Raw genomic sequence first — 18884 nt, 5'->3', positions numbered from 1 at the left:
GCCTTATTGATGTGCACTTCGGTGTGCAAGGGTATCCTGCATTTTCTCACAGGCACAGAATGTCTTCATTCGGGTTTTCGGTTTTGTTCGTTGTTTTCTTTGCGTTGACCCTCGGTTTGCGTTTCTGGCTGGCCAACCGCCACATCCGGCACGTGCTGCGCCACCGCGCCTCGGTACCGGCCGAGTTCGCCTCGAAGGTATCGCTCGCCGCGCACCAGAAGGCGGCCGACTACACGGTGGCCAAGACCCGCCTGGGCATCGTCGGGTTGCTGTGGGCAGGCCTGGTGCTGATCGGGTTCACCCTGCTCGGCGGCCTGCAGGCCTTGTCCAGCACCCTGCTGGGCCTGACCGGCCCCGGCATGACCCACCAGATCGCCCTGGTCGCGGCCTTTGCGGTGCTCTCTGCCCTGCTCGACCTGCCGCTCGACTGGTACCGCCAGTTCGTCCAGGAACAACGCTTCGGCTTTAACAAGATGACGCCGCGCCTGTGGCTGGCCGACCTGGCCAAGGGCGCGCTGATGGGCGCCGTGATCGGCCTGCCGCTGGTATGGGTGATCCTGGTGCTGATGGAGAAAAGCGGCGACTTATGGTGGCTGTGGGCCTGGTGCGTCTGGAGCGGCTTCCAGCTGCTCATGATGGTGCTCTATCCGAGCGTGATCGCGCCGATGTTCAACAAGTTTACGCCGCTCGACGACGCTGGCCTGAAGCAGCGCATCGAAGCGCTGATGACGCGCGTCGGTTTCGCCTCGAAAGGCTTGTTCGTGATGGACGGCAGCAAGCGCAGCGCGCATGGCAATGCGTATTTCTCTGGCTTTGGCAGCAACAAGCGCATCGTCTTCTTCGACACCCTGCTGGCCCGCCTCGAACCGCACGAGATCGAAGCGGTGCTGGCGCATGAACTGGGCCACTTCAAGCTGCGCCACATCGTCAAGCGCATCGTGACCATCTTCGCGCTGTCGCTGGGCTTGCTGGCGCTGCTGGGTTACCTGAAAACCCAGGCCTGGTTCTACACCGGCCTGGGCGTGACGCCGCTGCTGGGCGCCTCGAACGATGGCATGGCCCTGATCCTGTTCATGCTGGTGCTGCCGATCTTTACGTTCGTGCTCTCGCCGCTCAACGCGATCACGTCGCGCAAGCACGAATTCGAGGCCGACGCGTTCGCGGCCCGTCACACCGACGGCGCCCACCTGGTGTCGGCACTGGTAAAAATGTACGAAGACAATGCCTCGACCCTGACCCCGGACCCGCTGTATTCCAGCTTCTACGATTCGCACCCGCCGGCCTCGGTCCGGGTCAAGCACCTGACCATGGCGGGCGCATGAAGCTGCTCGAACGCCACTGCACCGACGGCGCGCCCGCACTCGATCATGCGGCGATCCTTGCGCTGCTGGCGCAACTGCCCGACTGGCAGGCCGAAGGCGCGTCGATCATGCGCGCGTATGCCTTTGCCAGCTATCGCGCCACCATCGCCTTTGTCAACGCGGTGGCAGGCATGGCCGAAATCGAAAACCACCACCCCGACATGACGGTCGGCTGGCGCCGCTGCAAGCTGGCCTACTCCACCCATTCGGCCGGCGGCGCCCTCAGCGCCAACGACTTCATCTGCGCGGCCAAGGCCGATGCGCTGTACGCACAAGGAAACGCCGCATGAGCGACGCACACAAACTCAGCGGCACCGTCATCGCGGCGCACGGCCGCCATTACCTGGCCGACGCCGGCGGCGAAAAACTGCAGTGCGTCACGCGCGGCAAGAAGACCAACGTCGCCGTGGGCGACGTCGTGCACCTGATGAAGACCTCGGACAACCAGGCCGTCATCGAGCGCATTGCCGACCGCACCACCTTGCTCTACCGCTCGGACCAGTACAAGTCGAAGCTGCTGGCGGCGAACATCTCGCGCCTGTTCATCGTCGTCGCCACCGAACCCGGCTTTGCCGACGATCTGGTCTCGCGTTCGCTGGTGGCGGCCGAGGCGGCCGGCATCGAGGCCCACATCATCCTCAACAAGGTCGACGTCGTGGCCACCCTGGCGCGCGCGCGCGAACGCGCCGGCCTGTACGGCTCGCTCGGCTACCCGATCCACGAGGTCTCGGCCACCGCCCATCCGGAGCACGCGGTCCAGACCCTGACCCCGCTGCTCGCCGGGCAATCGTCGATCTTCATCGGCCAGTCGGGCATGGGCAAGTCTTCCCTGATCAACCTGTTGGTGCCCGACGCCGACATCGCGGTGCGCGAAATCTCGGAAGCGCTCGACACCGGCAAGCACACCACCACGTTTACCCGCCTGTACTGGCTGGCAGACGGCGCCTCGATCATCGATTCGCCCGGCTTCCAGGAATTTGGCCTGTACCACCTGAGCGAAGGCATGCTCGAGCGCGCATTCGTGGAGTTCAAGCCCTACCTGGGCGGCTGCAAGTACTACAACTGCCGCCACCTGCAAGAGCCGCAGTGCGCGGTGCTCGAGGCGGTAGCCGCCGGCAAGATCGCGCGTTACCGGCACGAACTGTACGGACAGCTGCTGCATGAGTCGGCGCAGACGCTGTATTGATCGCGCCGCCGCTTTCCCTAACGTCAAGTAAAGCCCTTATAATTCCAGGGGATAAAACAGTAAAGCCCAGACGCCATGCCAGTTGCTCAAGTTAAGCACTTCCTGCAATTTTCCGACTTCACCCGCGACGAGTTCGAATACGTCATCGAGCGCGCCCATCTCATCAAGCGCAAGTTCAAGGCCTATGAGGTCTACCACCCGCTGGTCGACCGTACCCTGGTAATGGTGTTCGAGAAAAGCTCGACCCGCACCCGCCTGAGTTTCGAGGCCGGCATGCACCAGCTGGGCGGCGCCGCGATCTACCTGAACACGCGCGACAGCCAGCTCGGCCGCGGCGAGCCGGTGGAAGACGCGGGCCAGGTCATGTCGCGCATGTGCGACATCATCATGGTGCGCACCTTCGGCCAGGAGATCATCGAGCGCTTCGCCGCCCATTCGCGGGTCCCGGTGATCAATGGCCTGACCAATGAACACCACCCCTGCCAGGTACTGGCCGACATCTTTACCTTCTACGAGCACCGCGGCCCGATCGCCGGCAAGCTGGTCACCTGGATCGGCGACGCCAACAACATGCTGTACTCGTGGCTGCAGGCGGCCGAAGTGTTCGGCTTCCACCTGAACGTCTCCACCCCCAAGGGCTACGAGCTCGACCCGGCGCTGGTTTCGACCGACCGCTTCACGCTGTTCGACGATCCGGCGCACGCCTGCGAAGGCGCGCACCTGGTCAGCACCGATGTCTGGACCAGCATGGGCTATGAAAAGGAAAACGCCGAGCGCCTGAAGGCCTTCGACGGCTTCATCGTCGACAGCGCCAAGATGGCGCGCGCCGCGCCCGACGCGCTGTTCATGCATTGCCTGCCGGCCCACCGCGGCGAAGAAGTCTCCGCCGCCGTCATCGACGGCCCGCAGTCGGTGGTCTGGGACGAAGCGGAAAACCGCCTGCACGTGCAGAAGGCCCTGATCGAATACCTGCTCCTCGGACGCATCGGGGACCAGTAAAGCAGCACCCTTTTACCACCTTGTCAGCACCAACCCCTAGTTTGATCGTTGGCGCGCCGTTCCTGCCCGGGAACGGCAGCAAGCGCCAGCTGACCATATCACCCCCACCTCCCTCCACACTGGAAACACCCATGAGCGACATTAAAAAAGTAGTCCTCGCCTACTCCGGCGGCCTCGATACCTCGGTCATCCTGAAATGGCTGCAAGATCACTACAACTGCGAGATCGTCACCTTCACCGCCGATCTCGGCCAGGGCGAAGAACTCGAGCCGGCACGGGCCAAGGCAATCAAGTTCGGCATCAAGCCGGAGAACATCTATATCGACGACGTGCGCGAGGAATTCGTGCGCGACTTCGTGTTCCCGATGTTCCGTGCCAACACCGTCTACGAAGGCGAATACCTGCTGGGCACTTCGATCGCGCGTCCCTTGATCGCCAAGCGCCTGATCGAGATCGCCAACCAGACCGGGGCCGATGCGATCTCGCACGGCGCCACCGGCAAGGGCAACGACCAGGTCCGCTTCGAGCTCGGCGCCTATGCGCTCAAGCCAGACGTCAAGATCATCGCTCCCTGGCGCGAATGGGACCTGCTCTCGCGCGAGAAACTGCTGAAATACGCCGAAGACGCTGGCATCGCCGTCGACATGAAGCACAAGAACGGCGGCGCCCCCTATTCGATGGATGCCAACCTGCTGCATATCTCGTTCGAAGGCCGGCACCTGGAAAACCCGAGCGCGCAGGCCGAGGAATCGATGTGGCGCTGGTCGGTCTCGCCCGAAGCGGCGCCGGACCAGGCCGAATACCTCGATCTCGAATACGAGCGCGGCGACATCGTGGCGCTCAATGGCGTGCGCATGAGCCCGGCTACCGTGCTGACCGAACTCAACCGCCTGGGCGGCAAGCACGGCATCGGCCGCCTCGACCTGGTGGAGAACCGCTATGTCGGCATGAAGTCGCGCGGCTGCTACGAGACCCCGGGCGGCACCATCATGCTCAAGGGCCACCGCGCGATCGAATCGATCACCCTGGACCGCGAAGTGGCGCACCTCAAGGACGACCTGATGCCGCGCTACGCCTCGCTGATCTACAACGGCTACTGGTGGGCGCCGGAACGCATCGCCCTGCAAACCCTGATCGACCACACCCAGGCCACCGTTAACGGCTGGGTGCGCGTCAAGCTCTACAAGGGCAATGTGATCGTGGTCTCGCGCGATTCGAAAACCGATTCGCTGTTCGACATGAACATCGCTACTTTTGATGAAGACGGCGGTGCCTACAACCAGGCAGATGCCGGCGGATTCATCAAGCTCAATGCGCTGCGCATGCGCATCGCTGCGAAAGCCAGGGAAAAACGCGGGCAGTAAATCCTGCTGCTTTGGAAAGCCGCCCGAGGGCGGCTTTTTACATCAAGCCTGGCATGTTTCCTCTAGCTTGACCGCCCGAGCTCCCCTCGCGCGACCGGTCTTTTGTCTTCAGTCTACAATCGGTACAAGCACAGACCACCCCGGCCCAGCATGCTTTCCGACGACGAACCCGACAGCGCTTCACCGCGCCTGATCGACATCCCCCCGCCCTCGCAGGCGCTCCCGGCCGGCGCGGGGCGCGAGAACGCGCTCGACATTATTTACCGCAACATCCAGGATGTCATCTACCAGCTCGCCGTCGAGGAGAACGAACGCTTTCGCTTCGTGAGCGTCAATCGGGCGTTCTACGCGGCCACCCAGTTGCGGCCCGAGCAGGTCATCGGCAAGCAGGTAGGCGAAGTCATCCCCGAACCGTCGCTGGCGATGGTGCTCGGCCACTACCGCGAAGCGATTCGTTCCGGCCAAACCCAGCACTGGCAAGAACAGAGCGACTTCCCGGCCGGGCGCAAGGTGGGACGGGTGTCGGTCACGCCGGTGTTCGACGCACAGCGCCGCTGCACCGACCTGGTTGGCACGGTGCACGACATTTCCGACATGATCGAGCGCGAGGATAAGCTCAAGCAGGCCAATGACGCGCTGCAGCAGGCGATTGCAGCGCGCGACCGGCTGGCCGAATCGGTACGGCGCGAAGAAGAACGCCTGTTGCTGGCACTGGACGGTATCGGCGAGGGCGTATGGGACTGGCGCCTGGATGAGAATTCCACCAGCTTCTCGACCAAGTGGAGAGAGATCATGGGCGCGGCCGACGAGCAGGCCCTGGCGACCACGCAGCAGTGGCTCGAACGCATCCATCCCGACGACGCCGCGCGCGTGCGTGCCAGCGTGACGCGCTATCTCAGGGGCGAAACACCAATATACAGCTGCGAATACCGGGTCCAACGCATGAGTGGCGAATGGATCCGCGTGCGTTCGCGCGGCAGCGTGGTCGAGCGTAGTGCGACCGGCCAGGCGCTGCGCATGATCGGCACCCTCACCGACATCACCGAGACCGAACTCATGCGGCAAGCGCTGGCCGACAGCAACCAAAGGCTGGCGCAGCTGGCGCAGCAGGTGCCGGGCGCGCTGTTCGAACTGGTCCGGCATGCCAACGGCACGCTGGCCTGCCTGTTCATCAGCGACATGGCCTACAAGCTGTTCGGACTGGCGCCAGCCCGGATCCAGGACGATCTCGGCTGCCTGAGCGCCCGCATCGCACCGGCCCACCAGGTCCGTTTGCGGCGCGCACTCGAGCGCTCGGCCGCCCAGCTGCACCCGCTGCAGGTGGAATTCCAGGTCAGGCTGGCGAACGGAGAGCAACACTGGTGCGAAGTCATCGCCACGCCGGCCAGGGCCGGCGCCGGCGCCACCATCTGGTATGGCTTTACCGACGATATCTCGGCCCGCAAGCATAGCGAAAACACGATCCGCCTGTTCACCCGCAAGCTCGAGCAGCGCGCCAACTACGATACCCTCACCGGGCTGCCCAATCGCGCCCTGTTCCGCGACCGCCTGGAGCAGGCGATCGAGCGCGCCGAAGGCTACGCGGGCGAAGTGGCCCTGCTGTTCATCGATCTCGACCGCTTCAAGGAAGTCAACGACCTGCTCGGCCACGACGCCGGCGACCTGCTGCTGGTCGAGGCGGCGCAGCGCATCCAGGCCTGCGTGCATAAGGGCGACACGGTGGCGCGGCTGGGCGGCGACGAATTCACCGTGATCCTGACCGACACCCGCGAGCTGGCGCACGTCGAGGCGGCCGCGCAGGCAATCCTCGATGCGCTCGCCCTGCCGTTCCAGGTGCGCAGCGAACTGCTGCACATCACCGGCAGCCTCGGCATTGCGCGCTTCCCGGCCGACGCCGCCAATCCCGAAGAGCTGATGCGCAACGCCGACCATGCCATGTACCGCTCCAAATCCGGGGGACGCAACCAGCTCACCTTCTTCGAAGCCACCATGCAGGCCGCCGCGATCCGCCGCCTCAAGCTGCTGGCCGAGCTACGCCGCGCCGTCCCGGACGACCAGCTCGAACTTTACTTCCAGCCCATCGTCGACCTGGCTTCCGGCCGGATCGTCAAGGCCGAAGCCCTGGTGCGCTGGCGCCATCCCTCGGGCGTCCTGCTGGTGCCGGACAGCTTCATCGGGGTCGCCGAAGAATCCGGCCTGATCCACGAGATTGGCGACTGGGTGTTTCGCACCGCGGCGCATCACTCCAAGCGCTGGTCCGGCCAGCTCGGCCACGAATTCCAGGTCAGCATCAACAAGTCGCCGGTGCAGTTCCAGCCGCAAGCCGGGGCCACCGACTGGGTAGCCCACCTGGACGATATCCATCTGCTGCCGCGCTGTATCAACGTCGAGATCACCGAAGGCCTGCTGCTGAACCTGTCGGACACGGTGCTGTCGAAGCTGGGCGCGCTGCAGGCCAGCGGCATGCAGGTGTCGATCGACGATTTCGGCACCGGCTATTCGTCGATGAGCTACCTCAAGCGTCTCGACATCGACTACCTCAAGATCGACCAGTCCTTTGTCGCCGAGCTGGTCCACGACAACTTCAGCCGCACGATCACCGACACCATCATCGTCATGGCCCACAAGCTCGGCCTGAAGGTCATTGCCGAGGGTGTCGAAACGGCCGAGCAGCGCAGCTGCCTGAGCGCCTCGGGCTGCGACTTTGCGCAGGGCTTCCTGTTTTCACGGCCGCTGCCGGCCGACCAGTTCGAGGCGCTGCTGGCGCTGCCCTAGTACCGGCCTGGCACCGCGCGCCGCGCGCCGCATCAGTTGCGCAGGTCGTCCACCGCTTGCTGCCCGAATCCTGCCCCGAGCAGGTAGTCGACCAGTGCCGCCGCGCACTGGCTCGGGGCGACCAGGTCCCCACCCTCTTTCAAGTCGACGAAGCGCTGCCTGAGCGGAAAGCGCGCGTCTGGCGTGGCGCGGATCTCGGCCTGCATGTCGGTATCGATCACGCCCGGCGCCAGGCTGCAGGCCAGCACCCGGGGATCGGCATCGAGTGCCACGGCGCGCGCATGCTGGTCGAGCGCGGCCTTGGTGGCGCAGTAGACGCTCCAGCCCGGGTAGGCATTGCGCGCGGCGCCGCTCGAGACATGCACGATGCGCCGCTGGGCCTGGGGCGCGGCCTGCACGAAAGCCGCCGCCAGCGCCAGCGGCGCCGCCACGTTGATCGTCGCGGCGCGCAGCGCTGCCAGCGGGTCCTGCTGCGCCAGCGGTCCGACCGGACTGACCACGCCGGCATTATTGACCAGCAACGCGGTATCGCAGCCGGCCAGGAAACGGCGCAGCGTATCTCCCTGCAGCCAGGCGGCCAGCGCCGCGCCGTCCCCGAGGTCGACGCTGGCTTGCTCCATGCCTTCGCCGCCCTCGGCATGGCCGCGCGCCAGTCCCAGCACGGCAATACCGCGCGCCAACAATTGCGCCGCCACCGCGGCGCCCAGCCCCCGTGTGTGGCCCGTGACGACTGCCTTGATCATGGCTACCTCTCTCAAATGAACACCGGTTCCGGTTCCAGTTGCACGCCGTAGCGCGCTGCCACGTCGGCCTGGATCGCGCCTGCCAGCCGCACCACGTCCTGGCCCGTTGCGCCGCCCAGGTTGACCAGCACCAGCGCCTGCTTCGGATAGACGCCGGCCGCGCCCAGGGCCTTGCCCTTCCAGCCGCACTGGTCGATCAGCCAGCCGGCGGCCAGCTTCTGGCTGCCGTCTGGCTGGGCGTGGTGCACGAGCTGGGGGAACTGCGCCAGCAGCTCGGTGCACTGCGCGCTGGAGACGACCGGGTTCTTGAAGAAGCTGCCGGCGTTGCCGATCTCGAGCGGGTCGGGCAGCTTGCGGCGCCGGATGGCTTCCACGATGCGTCCGATCTCCTGTGGCGTGGGCGCGGCCAGGCCGGCGGCGTCCACCGCCTGCGCCAGTTCCGCATAGCGCAGGTTCGGCGTCCAGGCCAGCGGCAGCGCAAAGGTCACGTCCAGCACCACCAGGGCATTGCCCTCGGGGTGCTTGAAGATGCTGTCGCGATAGCCGAAACGGCAGGCCGCGGCGTCGAGGGTGCGGGTTGTGCCGCTGGCCATGTCGTAGACCGTCAGCGAATGAAAGCGATCCCGGGTTTCGGTGCCGTAGGCGCCCACGTTCTGGATCGGCGCGGCGCCGACCGTGCCCGGGATCAGGGACAGGTTTTCCAGTCCACCGAAGCCCTGGGCCAGCGTCCACTGCACAAAGGCGTGCCAGTTCTCGCCGGCCTGGGCGCGCACCAGGCGGTAGCCGGCCTGCTCCCCCAGCACTTGCCGGCCCTGGCCCGTCATGTGCAGCACGATGCCGTCGAAGTCGCGCGTAAACAGCACGTTGCTGCCGCCGCCGAGTACCAGGCGCGGCAGGCCGGCCAGCGCGGGATCGCAGCGCACCGCGTCGAGCTCGGCAGCGCTGTTTACCCGCAGGTAATGCCGGGCGCGCGCCGGGATGCGAAAGGTGTTGAGCGAAACGAGTGAATGGTCGTGGACGATGGGGGCGTAGGCAGGCATGGGGCGTGATGGTGTTTTCGTCCATTATAGGGGCAAGTGGGGCGGCCTGGGCCGGGCGCGCCTGTTGCCTGCGCGGCAAATTGTGATCGCGTGCGGTAGCCGTTGTCCGTTAAAATAGAGGGGTTCATCTATTAGCAATATCGAAAAAAAGGAAACCCCATGCCATCGTTTGATGTCGTCTGCGAAGCAGACATGGTCGAAGTAAAGAATGCCGTAGAACAATCGAACAAGGAAATCACCACCCGCTTCGACTTCAAGGGCAGCTCGGCCAATGTCGAGCAGAAAGAGAAGGAATTGACCCTGTTCGCCGACTCCGACTTCCAGCTCAGCCAGGTCAAGGACGTGCTCGTCAACAAGATGGCCAAGCGCAAGGTTGACGTGCGCTTCCTTGACGAAGGCAAGGTCGAGAAGATCGGCGGCGACAAGGTCAAGCAGGTGATCAAGGTGCGCAACGGCATCGAGACCGAGGACGCCAAGAAGATCACCAAGCTGGTCAAGGAAAGCAAGATGAAGGTACAGGCCAGTATCCAGGGCGAATCGGTGCGCATTACCGGCGCCAAGCGCGACGACCTGCAGGCCGCCATGGCCATGCTGCGCAAGGATGTCGAAGACCTGCCGCTGGCGTTCAACAACTTCCGCGACTGATCGGCCCTGGCCAGCCCGGCCGCGCGGCGAACGCTGCGCAAGCCCTTTCCCGCCTTGGGGTAGAATGACGCCCGTGCCGGTGCACGGTCGTCGATGCATATGTACGCGTAGGAAACTACGGTCGTTCTAAGGATTGCAATGAAACGTGTTGATGATTTCCGCCTGCGAATGGGCAACAAGGAATATGTTCCCATCATGATCGGCGGCATGGGCGTGGATATCTCGACGTCCGAGCTGGCGCTCGAGGCGGCGCGCCTGGGCGGCATTGGCCATATTTCCGATGCAATGGTGCAAGACGTGTCCGACCGCAAGTTCGACACCAGCTTCGTCAAGGAAAAGACCAAGCTCTACAAGTTCAACATCAACAACATGAACAAGGCGGTGGTCCAGTTCGACCTCGAGCGCCTGGCCGAAGCGACCCGCCTGCACGTGGGCGCAACCATGGAAGCGAAAAAAGGCAGCGGCCTGATTTTCGTGAACTGCATGGAAAAGCTGACCATGAACGCGCCGAAGGAAACCCTGCGCACGCGCCTGGCATCGGCGCTCGACGCGGGCATCGACGGCATCACCATGTCGGCCGGCCTGCACCTCGGCTCCTTCGACCTGATCAAGGATCACCCGCGCTTTCGCGACGCCAAGCTGGGCATCATCGTGTCCTCGGTGCGCGCGCTGCAACTGTTCCTGCGCAAGGTCTCGCGCCTGGACCGCTTGCCCGACTTCATCATCGTCGAAGGTCCGCTGGCCGGCGGCCACCTCGGCTTCGGCATCGACGACTGGAAGCAGTACGACCTGCACACCATCATGGATGAAATCCATGCCTACATGCGCGCCGAACAGCTCGATATCCCGGTGATCGCCGCGGGCGGCGTGTTCACCGGCTCGGATGCGGTCGGCTTCCTCGAAAAAGGTGCGGCTGGCGTGCAGGTTGCCACCCGCTTCACCGTCACGACCGAATGCGGCATGCCCGACGACGTCAAGCAGGAATACTTCCGCGCCAGCGAAGAAGACATCATTGTCAACGGCGTCTCGCCGACCGGCTACCCTATGCGCATGCTCAAGAGCACGCCGGCGATCGGTTCCGGCATCCGCCCGGGCTGCGAATCGTATGGCTATCTGCTCGACGCCACCGGAAATTGCGCCTACATCAATTCGTATAACCGCGAAGTACAGGCCAGCCCGGATGGCAAGAACATCTCGGTGCTGGACAAGACCTGCCTGTGCACGCACATGCGCAACTTCAACTGCTGGACCTGCGGCCATACCACCTACCGCCTCAAGGATACCAGCCACCGCCTGGCCGACGGCAGTTACCAGATCCTGTCGGCCCAGCACGTGTTCGAAGACTACCAGTTCAGCGTCGACCACCAGGTGGCCTTGCCGCCGAAGCAGGAAATCGCGCTGGCCTGAACCACATCGGCCGGCACGGCCGCTTCAGCGCAGTTCTTCCCTCAAAGCCACGGCCTGCCGTGGCTTTGTTGTTGGCGCCAAGGCGGTGCGCCGAGGCGGTGCGCCGCACGGGTGGGAAGGCGTGTAAGCTGAGAACTCAAGCGAGCGCTTTTCACGAAGGGTGCCGGCATGACCACCATCGATCCAACTGCCCAGGCCACGTTCCTGACCGACGACGCCGGCAAGGTGCTGACCTGGAATCCGGCCTGTGCGCGCATGTTCGGATGGACCGCCGAGGGTGCACCCGGCCGCCTGTTGAGCGAACTCATCGCAGGCGATGCGCGCTGGCCGGCGCTGGCTGCCGCCGGCGGCGGACGGGTCCGGCTGCGCTTTTCCGGCGGCCGCGACGGCCCTGCCTGCCTGAGCCTGATCCGCCAGTACGACGCCACGGGCGAACCGCAAGGCTGGAGCGCCAGCATCACCATTTCGCCTTCCGAGTCGGTGCATGAATCCGAACGCGTCGGCGGCACTCCCTTGTCGCAGGTCGTCGATTTACTGCCCGGCACCTTCTACGCCATTAACCGCGCCGGCCGCTTCGTGCTCTGGAACCACAATCTCGAACGCGTCACCGAGATGACGCCCGACGAACTCGGCGCGGCCCATGTGATCGACATGTTCGAACCACGCGACCGCGAGCTTGCGCTCGAAAACTTTCGCCGCGTGTTCGAAGAAGGCGCCGAGGTCTCGATGGAGATCAATTTCGTGGCCCGCAGCGGCCGCGAAACCCCCATCATGCTGGGCGGCGCCCGGGTCTCCTGCGACGGCGGCGACTACCTGTTCGGCATGGGCATCGACATCGCCAGGCGGCGCGAAAAAGAGCGCCGCCTGCTGCTGAGCGAGCGCGCGCTGCACGCCGCCAGCAACGGCATCGTGATCACCCGCTGCAGCGGGCGCGACAACATCATCGAATACGTCAACCCCGCCTTCGAGCGCATTGCCGGCTACCCTGCCGCCGAAGCCATCGGGCGCGACCCGCGCTTCATGGCCGCGCCCGAGTTCGACAAGCACGAGCGCAGCCAGGTCCGCCTGGCCCTGGCCGAACGGCGCCAGGTTGGCGTGGTCTTTCGCAACATGCGCAAGAACGGCGAGCTGTTCTGGAACGACCTGAACATCACCCCGGTGCGCGACGAATATGGCGAAGTCACCCACTTCATTGGCATCTTGCAGGACGTGACGGCCATCAAGCAGCGCACCGACCACCTCGAGCACGAAGTCAACCACGACGCGCTCACCGGCCTTGCCAACCGCACCTTGCTGTGGGACCGGCTGGACCATGCAGTGCACCTGGCGCAGCGCCATCAATCCATGGTGGCCACGGTGCTGATCGACCTGAACAACTTCAAGACCATCAACGATACCTTCGGGCACGAGGCGGGCGACGTTGTGCTCAAGGTCGTGGCGCGGCGCCTGCAGTCGGCGGTACGCGAAAGCGACACGGTGGCGCGCATGTCGGGCGACGAGTTCGTGCTGGTGCTGGTCGACCAGCCGTCGCTGCGCTTCACGCTGCGCATGGTCGAGCGGCTGCGGCGCGCCATGACAATGCCGGTCGCCTTTGGCGGCAACGAGATTCCCGTGGGCGCCAGTCTGGGGGTGGCGCTGTTCCCGCACGACGGCAAGCTGCCGGCGGAGCTGGTACGCGCCGCCGACCTGGCGATGTACCACGCCAAGGGCGATGGCGGCGGCGTGCATTTCTATTCGCCCGAAATGCGCTCGGCCAACGCCAAGCGCGCCGCGCTGGCCGACGGCATCCGGGCGGCGCTCGACCATGACGAGCTGTTCTTGCTGTTTCAGCCGCGCATGGATGCGCGTAACGGCAAGGTGCGCGGCTTCGAAGCGCTGCTGCGCTGGCGCCACCCAAAAAATGGGGTCATGTTGCCTGCCAGCTTCCTGGCCGAGGCCGAGGAATCCGGCCAGATGGTCGACATCGGCAACTGGGTGCTGGACCAGGCCTGCGAATTCCAGCAGCAGTTGCTCCAGCTCGGTCATAAGGGCATGCCGGTGTCGGTGAACGTGTCGCACCGCGAATACAGCCAGCATGGCTTTGTCGCCGGCATCGCAGCGCGCATGCAGCACTACGGCCTGCCGCCCGGCAGCATCGAGATCGAGATTCCCGAGGCCGACCTGATCAGCAATCCCGCCCTGGGCCGCGATATATCCGAACAATTGCGCGAAGCCGGGGTCGCGCTGTCGATCGACGAATTCGGCAAGGGCATTTCCGATCTCACCTTCCTGCAGCAACTGTCGGTGCGCCAGGTCAAACTGTCCAAGACGGCCGTGCACGACATCGCCGGAATCGGTCGCGGCAGCATGATGGCCAAGACCCTGATCGACCTCGGCCACAACCTGGAACTGTCGGTGGTCGGCGAAGCGGTCGAGACCGAGGCCCAGATGGCTTTCCTCACCTCGCACGGCTGCGATCAATTGCAGGGTACTTGGTTCAGCGAACCGCTCGCTGCGGAGGCAGTCCGCGCGATGCTGGAGCAGCGGCATCACTCATGACGACGCATTTCATGGCGCATTTCATGACGCATTTCATGACGCATTTCAGCCATCCCGGTTGATCCGGTTGATCAGCGCACCGAGCACATCTTCGGCCAAATCGTTGTCCACCTGGCAGGTGCCGGCGTTTTCATGGCCGCCACCACCATACTCGAGCATCAGCGCGCCGATATTGGTCCGGGAACTGCGGTCGAGGATCGACTTGCCTGTGGCAAATACCGTATTTCGCTGCTTCACACCCCATAGCACGTGGATCGAGATGTTCGTTTCAGGAAACAATGCATAGACGATGAAGCGGTTGCCAGCATAGATGACCGGTTCGGCGCGCAGGTCGAGCACCACCAGGTTCTGGTGCACCATGGCGCAGCGGCGGATCTGTTCGCGGCAGGCGTCGGCATGCTGCGCATACAGCGCGGTGCGCTCACACACGTCGGGCAGCGCCATGATCTGCTCGATCGGATGGGTCGCGCAGTAGTCGATCAGGTCCATCATCAACTGGTAGTTCGAGATCCGGAAGCCATGGAAACGCCCCAGTCCGGTCCGGGCGTCCATCAAGAAGTTCAGCAAATTCCAGCCTTGCGCGAACAGCACCTCGTCGCGCGAGAAGCGCGCCGCGTCGCACTTGTCGACCGCCGCCAGCATGTCGTGCCAGGCCGCAGGGAAGGTGTTCGCGCCGCCATAGTAGCCGAACACCACGCGCGCGGCCGAGGGCGCCTCTGGATGGATCACGTGGTTCTCGCGCAGGCCCGGGTGGCGGATGGTTTCCGAAAGATGATGATCGAATGCGAGGTGGGCCGCTGGCATGTAAGGCAGGTTGGTGGTGATGTCGCGCGGGCCGATGGCGATTTTTCCGTCCTGCATGTCCTTTGGGTGCACGAACAGAATGTCGTCGATCAGATCGAGGTGGCGCAGCAGCACCGCACAGACCAGCCCGTCGAAATCGCTGCGGGTGACGAGCCGGAATTTTTCTCCTGGAAGTGTTTTATAAACGGCTGACATCGGCACATCCTTTCGTGGAAAGAAACGGATTGCGGAACTGAAAAAACATACCTTGCAATGTTTCCATATCGCAGCCCTTGCGCTAGCGCATCCTGGCTCCACAGCGCGCAGCCCATGCCCCGGATCGTGCAGGCTGTCGCACCGGGCTCGCTCCCGGGCGGCGCCGGCGGCAAACTTACCTCATCCACATCGTGACGGATGCCGGAGATGTTGCATTTCCGACACGCGCAGCCTGCGACGCGGTACACTCGCCATTCGCCTCCCGTACAGCCGAAAGACAGCACCGCAAGCATGCAAGACAGGAATACAAGCCAGCACTATTTTTCCAGCATCCTGTCGTGGATCTTCCGTGGCTTCGATGCCGTTGCGACCTGGGTCACCCAGCTGTCGTGGTGGAAGTTTTTCCTGTTTGCGCTGCTGACCCTGGCTGCGGGTGCCATCCTGCAAGAAGAATTGTTTTCCGGCCCGGTACTGGAAGAACAGGCGCGCGCCGAACGCGAGTCGAACCGGCGCGGCAGCGCCGCGATCATGATCGACGAGAGCGGCATCCGCTTCAACCCGCGGACCAGGCCGCGCGGCGCCGGCGGCAGCGTGCCGCCGCCGCCGGCGCCACCGGAAGCCCCACCCGCGATGTCACCAGAGACCTTGCCGGGGGCGGTGCCGGCACCGGCTACCTCGCCTACCACGCCTGCCACGCCTACCGCGGCAGACTACCCGAACGGCGAATCGGTCCATATCGAGCTGCCGCCCCAGATCGGCGAAGAGCTCTCGAACGCGATCGAAATGGCGGTCGAGGATGCTGCAGAGCAGAAAGTGTCGCGCTACCACAAGCAGGCTTCGACCTGGTTCATGAACTTCGTGCTGCTGCTCGTGCTGGCGCTGTTCGGCACCAAGGCGCTGGTCGGCGGCAAGAAGCGCGCCGTGGCCCAGGCCCAGGTCGCCAACGCGGCCGCCGAGCGCGAAGCCATGCAACGCCAGCTGTCGGAGACCAAAATGCAAATGATGCAGGCCCAGGTCGAACCGCATTTCCTGTTCAACACCCTGGCTTCGGTCGAGCACCTGATCCAGGTCGACCCACCGCGCGCCTCGGCCATGCAGCGCAGCCTGATCCAGTACCTGCGCGCGGTGCTGCCGCAGATGCGCGACAACGCCGTGGTCACCGGCCTCGGGCGCGAGGTCGACATGGTCACGGCCTACCTGGCCCTGCTCAAGATGCGCATGGAAGAACGGCTGACCGTGCTGATGCAGATACCCGATGGCCTGCGTAGCGCCGCCTTCCCGCCCATGATGCTGCAGTCGATGGTCGAGAATGCGATCAAGCATGGTCTCGAGTGCAAGCCCGAAGGCGGCACCCTCAAGATCACCGCCGAAGTCGTCGACAACCGGCTGCGCGTGACGGTGCTCGACGACGGCGTGGGCTTCGGCGTGGTGCCCAGCGACGGTACCGGCCTGGGCCTGCAGACGATCCGCGACCGCCTCAAGCTGCTGCATGGCGAGGCCGGCCAGCTGCACATCGCCGCCAACAGCCCGAGCGGCGTGATCGCGATGATCGAAGTGCCGTATGCGTTGGCGAAACAGGGCTAGAGTCATGCGTGGTGACTTGCCTGGCGCGCCGTTTCGTTGAATAATTGACAGCTAATCTTCTGCTCCCAGGACCGCCATGCCCACCGCGATTATTGCCGACGATGAAAGACTGATGCGCGAGCAGCTGCGCATGCGCCTGACCGAGACCTGGCCCGAGCTGGAGATCGTCGGCGAAGCGAAGAACGGTGAAGAGGCGGTGGAACTGGTCGAGCAGCTCAAGCCCGACCTGACTTTTTTGGATATCCGGATGCCGGGCAAGACCGGCATGGAAGCGGCGCGCGACATTGGCGAGCGCAGCCAGGTGGTGTTCGTCACCGCCTACGACCAGTACGCGGTCGAGGCCTTCGAGCGCGGCGCGGTCGACTACGTGCTCAAGCCGACCGAGCCGGACCGCCTGAAGCTCACCGTCGACCGCCTCAAGCAGCGCCTCGAGCGCCCGGCCGGCAAGGTCAACGACAGTGTGCAGGCGATGCTGTCGCAGCTGGCCGAGAAGATCGGCCAGCCCAAGCCCAAGCACCTGCAATGGATCCAGGCCAGCATCGGCCAGGACCTGCGCATGATCCCGGTGGAAGACATCCTGTTCTTCCGCTCGGACGAAAAATACACCTGCGTGCAGACGGCGTCGTTCGAGGCCTTGATCCGCAAGCCGGTGCGCGACCTGGCCGACGAACTCGACCCGTCGCTGTTCTGGCAAATTCACCGCGCCACCCTGGTCAACGTCAATGCAATCGAAGGCGTGACCCGCGACATCCGCGGCCGTCACCTGGTGCTGGTCAAGGGACGCCCGGAAAAGCTCGAAGTGAGCCGGAGTTTCTTGCATTTGTTCAAGCAGATGTGATGCAAGCGGGGGGGGGTGCTACGGCCCCCCCCCCGTTTGTCTGGCCTCAAGCACCGCTGCTGCCCTGCCCAGTAATGTAGAGCTTCCGGCCTTTTTCGGGCTGCTTTCTGGCATTCCCGCATGACACCACAGCGACGCCAACGGCGCGGCCGCGCGGGCACGGCAGTTCTTGTGTTCGGCTTTGTAGGCGGGGTTTGCGCTGGCGCCAAGGCAGCTGCGCTGCGGCGGGCGCGCAAACTGCACCGGGTGGCGCGCGAACTCGAAGGCCGCCGCATCGTCCACAGCGCCAGCGATGCCATCATTTCGCTCGACAAGCATGCCGTCATCCTGTTCGCCAACCCGGCAGCGGCGCACATGTTCGCCACCAGCGTGTCTGCCATGCAGGGGGGCGCGCTGGCGCGCTTCATCCAGGCGCCCGGACGCGATGCGCGCAGCCCGCTCGACTATTTCACGGCCGGCGCCGGCCGTGCCGGGCGCCGCGCCACCGACTATGCCGTCACCGGCATCCGCGCCACCGGCCAATTGTTTCCGATCGAAGGCTCGATTTCCGTGATCGAGCACGATGGCGAACCCATCTGCACCGTGATCCTGCGCGACGTCTCCGAACGCCACCTGGTCCAGCAAAAGCTGTCGCGCTCGCACGACCAGCTGCGCCAGCTGTCATCGGCGCTGCAGACCATTCGCGAAGAAGAACGCACCCACATCGCGCGCGAGCTGCACGACGACCTCGGGCAGCTGCTGGCCTCGCTGCGCATGGACCTGACCCTGCTGCAGGGCAGCGCCACCCTGCAAGAGCCCGCCCGGCGCCTGACCGAAGGCATGGAAGCGAACCTGCTGACGGCGATCGCTTCGCTGCGCCGCATCGCCACCAACCTGCGCCCGCGCGCGCTCGACGAGGGCGGACTGTACTTTGCGCTGCAGGGCCTGCGCAACGAGTTCGTCGAGCGCCACGGCATTGCCTGCGAACTGATCGCCGACGAGGCTGAACTGCGTCTCGACGACAGCGCCAGCACCGCCATCTTCCGCATCGTGCAAGAAGCCCTGACCAATATCGCGCGCCATGCCGGGGCCACCGGTGTGCTGCTCGAACTCGCGCGCCTCGACGGCAGGCTGCTGCTCACGATCCGCGACGACGGCCGCGGCATCCGCGCTGAAGACATGGAAAAAGCCGCTTCGCTCGGCCTGGTCGGCATGCGCGAACGCGTCTGGGCCATGCACGGCGAGATCACCATCCATGCCGACCAGCCGTGCGGCACCCGCATCGCCATCATCCTCCCGCTCGCCGATCGCGCCATGTAGGGGCCTGAGCCAGCTTGGCTCGCGCGCAGTCAGTCTCCCTGCCCCAAGCGTATCGGAATGTCATGGGCACGACATATTCGCTGGGTAGCATTCCGGTCGATCAGGT

The 18884-nt window shown here is 64.6% G+C and carries 15 protein-coding genes; 12 read left to right on the top strand and 3 right to left on the bottom strand.

Annotated elements, in window-relative coordinates; all coding sequences use genetic code 11:
- Positions 1-59 precede the first annotated feature (59 nt).
- From NRS07_RS07850 to NRS07_RS07825, 6 genes are all read left to right on the top strand, one after another.
- Complete coding sequence (locus tag NRS07_RS07850) at positions 60-1322, top strand: M48 family metallopeptidase (protein WP_259212321.1); 1263 nt, start codon at positions 60-62, stop codon at positions 1320-1322.
- Positions 1319-1651 (top strand): 4a-hydroxytetrahydrobiopterin dehydratase, encoded by a 333-nt coding sequence (locus NRS07_RS07845; protein ID WP_259212319.1) that lies wholly within the window; start codon positions 1319-1321, stop codon positions 1649-1651. Before NRS07_RS07850 ends, NRS07_RS07845 begins: the two co-directional genes overlap by 4 nt.
- The gene (gene rsgA, locus NRS07_RS07840) at positions 1648-2547 is read left to right on the top strand and encodes a ribosome small subunit-dependent GTPase A (protein ID WP_259212317.1); all 900 of its coding nucleotides are present in this window, start codon (positions 1648-1650) and stop codon (positions 2545-2547) included. Before NRS07_RS07845 ends, rsgA begins: the two co-directional genes overlap by 4 nt.
- Positions 2548-2622: 75 nt before the next feature.
- Positions 2623-3546: an ornithine carbamoyltransferase gene (gene argF, locus NRS07_RS07835; RefSeq protein ID WP_259212313.1), complete on the top strand. Its 924-nt coding sequence runs from the start codon at positions 2623-2625 to the stop codon at positions 3544-3546.
- A 131-nt stretch (positions 3547-3677) separates the two neighbouring features.
- Entirely contained in the window at positions 3678-4910 is a 1233-nt protein-coding gene (locus NRS07_RS07830) for an argininosuccinate synthase (RefSeq protein ID WP_259212312.1), read from the top strand.
- Positions 4911-5060: 150 nt separating this feature from the next.
- On the top strand, positions 5061-7685 hold the full coding sequence (locus NRS07_RS07825; RefSeq protein WP_259212310.1) for an EAL domain-containing protein: 2625 nt from the start codon (positions 5061-5063) through the stop codon (positions 7683-7685).
- Between the two features lie 32 nt (positions 7686-7717).
- On the opposite strand, the gene NRS07_RS07820 is transcribed toward NRS07_RS07825, so the two are convergent.
- Positions 7718-8428 carry an SDR family oxidoreductase gene (locus NRS07_RS07820; RefSeq protein ID WP_259212308.1) on the bottom strand — a complete coding sequence of 237 codons (711 nt, stop codon included), beginning with the start codon at positions 8426-8428 and terminating at the stop codon, positions 7718-7720.
- 11 nt (positions 8429-8439) lie between these two features.
- A complete protein-coding gene (gene murB / locus NRS07_RS07815; protein WP_259212307.1) occupies positions 8440-9468 on the bottom strand; it encodes a UDP-N-acetylmuramate dehydrogenase in 1029 nt (342 codons plus the stop codon).
- 159 nt (positions 9469-9627) lie between these two features.
- Here murB and NRS07_RS07810 point away from each other — a divergent pair, with 159 nt between their 5' ends.
- From NRS07_RS07810 to NRS07_RS07800, 3 genes are all read left to right on the top strand, one after another.
- On the top strand, positions 9628-10113 hold the full coding sequence (locus NRS07_RS07810) for a YajQ family cyclic di-GMP-binding protein (protein ID WP_259212306.1): 486 nt from the start codon (positions 9628-9630) through the stop codon (positions 10111-10113).
- 138 nt (positions 10114-10251) lie between these two features.
- Positions 10252-11520: a nitronate monooxygenase gene (locus NRS07_RS07805; protein WP_259212303.1), complete on the top strand. Its 1269-nt coding sequence runs from the start codon at positions 10252-10254 to the stop codon at positions 11518-11520.
- A gap of 168 nt (positions 11521-11688) precedes the next feature.
- A complete protein-coding gene (locus NRS07_RS07800) occupies positions 11689-14058 on the top strand; it encodes an EAL domain-containing protein (protein WP_259212302.1) in 2370 nt (789 codons plus the stop codon).
- Positions 14059-14103: 45 nt separating this feature from the next.
- On the opposite strand, the gene NRS07_RS07795 is transcribed toward NRS07_RS07800, so the two are convergent.
- Positions 14104-15057 (bottom strand): exopolyphosphatase, encoded by a 954-nt coding sequence (locus NRS07_RS07795; protein ID WP_259212300.1) that lies wholly within the window; start codon positions 15055-15057, stop codon positions 14104-14106.
- Positions 15058-15348: 291 nt separating this feature from the next.
- Here NRS07_RS07795 and NRS07_RS07790 point away from each other — a divergent pair, with 291 nt between their 5' ends.
- The 3 genes from NRS07_RS07790 (at position 15349) to NRS07_RS07780 (ending at position 18778) form a co-directional block, all read left to right on the top strand.
- Positions 15349-16641 carry a sensor histidine kinase gene (locus NRS07_RS07790; protein ID WP_259212299.1) on the top strand — a complete coding sequence of 431 codons (1293 nt, stop codon included), beginning with the start codon at positions 15349-15351 and terminating at the stop codon, positions 16639-16641.
- A 76-nt stretch (positions 16642-16717) separates the two neighbouring features.
- Complete coding sequence (locus NRS07_RS07785; RefSeq protein ID WP_259212297.1) at positions 16718-17479, top strand: LytTR family DNA-binding domain-containing protein; 762 nt, start codon at positions 16718-16720, stop codon at positions 17477-17479.
- A 120-nt stretch (positions 17480-17599) separates the two neighbouring features.
- Positions 17600-18778, top strand: a complete 1179-nt coding sequence (locus tag NRS07_RS07780) for an ATP-binding protein (RefSeq protein WP_259212295.1) — start codon at positions 17600-17602, stop codon at positions 18776-18778.
- The last annotated feature ends 106 nt before the right edge of the window (positions 18779-18884 follow it).

The organism is Massilia sp. H6 (assembly GCF_024802625.1).
Taxonomy (GTDB): Bacteria; Pseudomonadota; Gammaproteobacteria; order Burkholderiales; family Burkholderiaceae_D; genus Telluria.
This window is presented reverse-complemented; position numbering and strand designations above follow the sequence as displayed.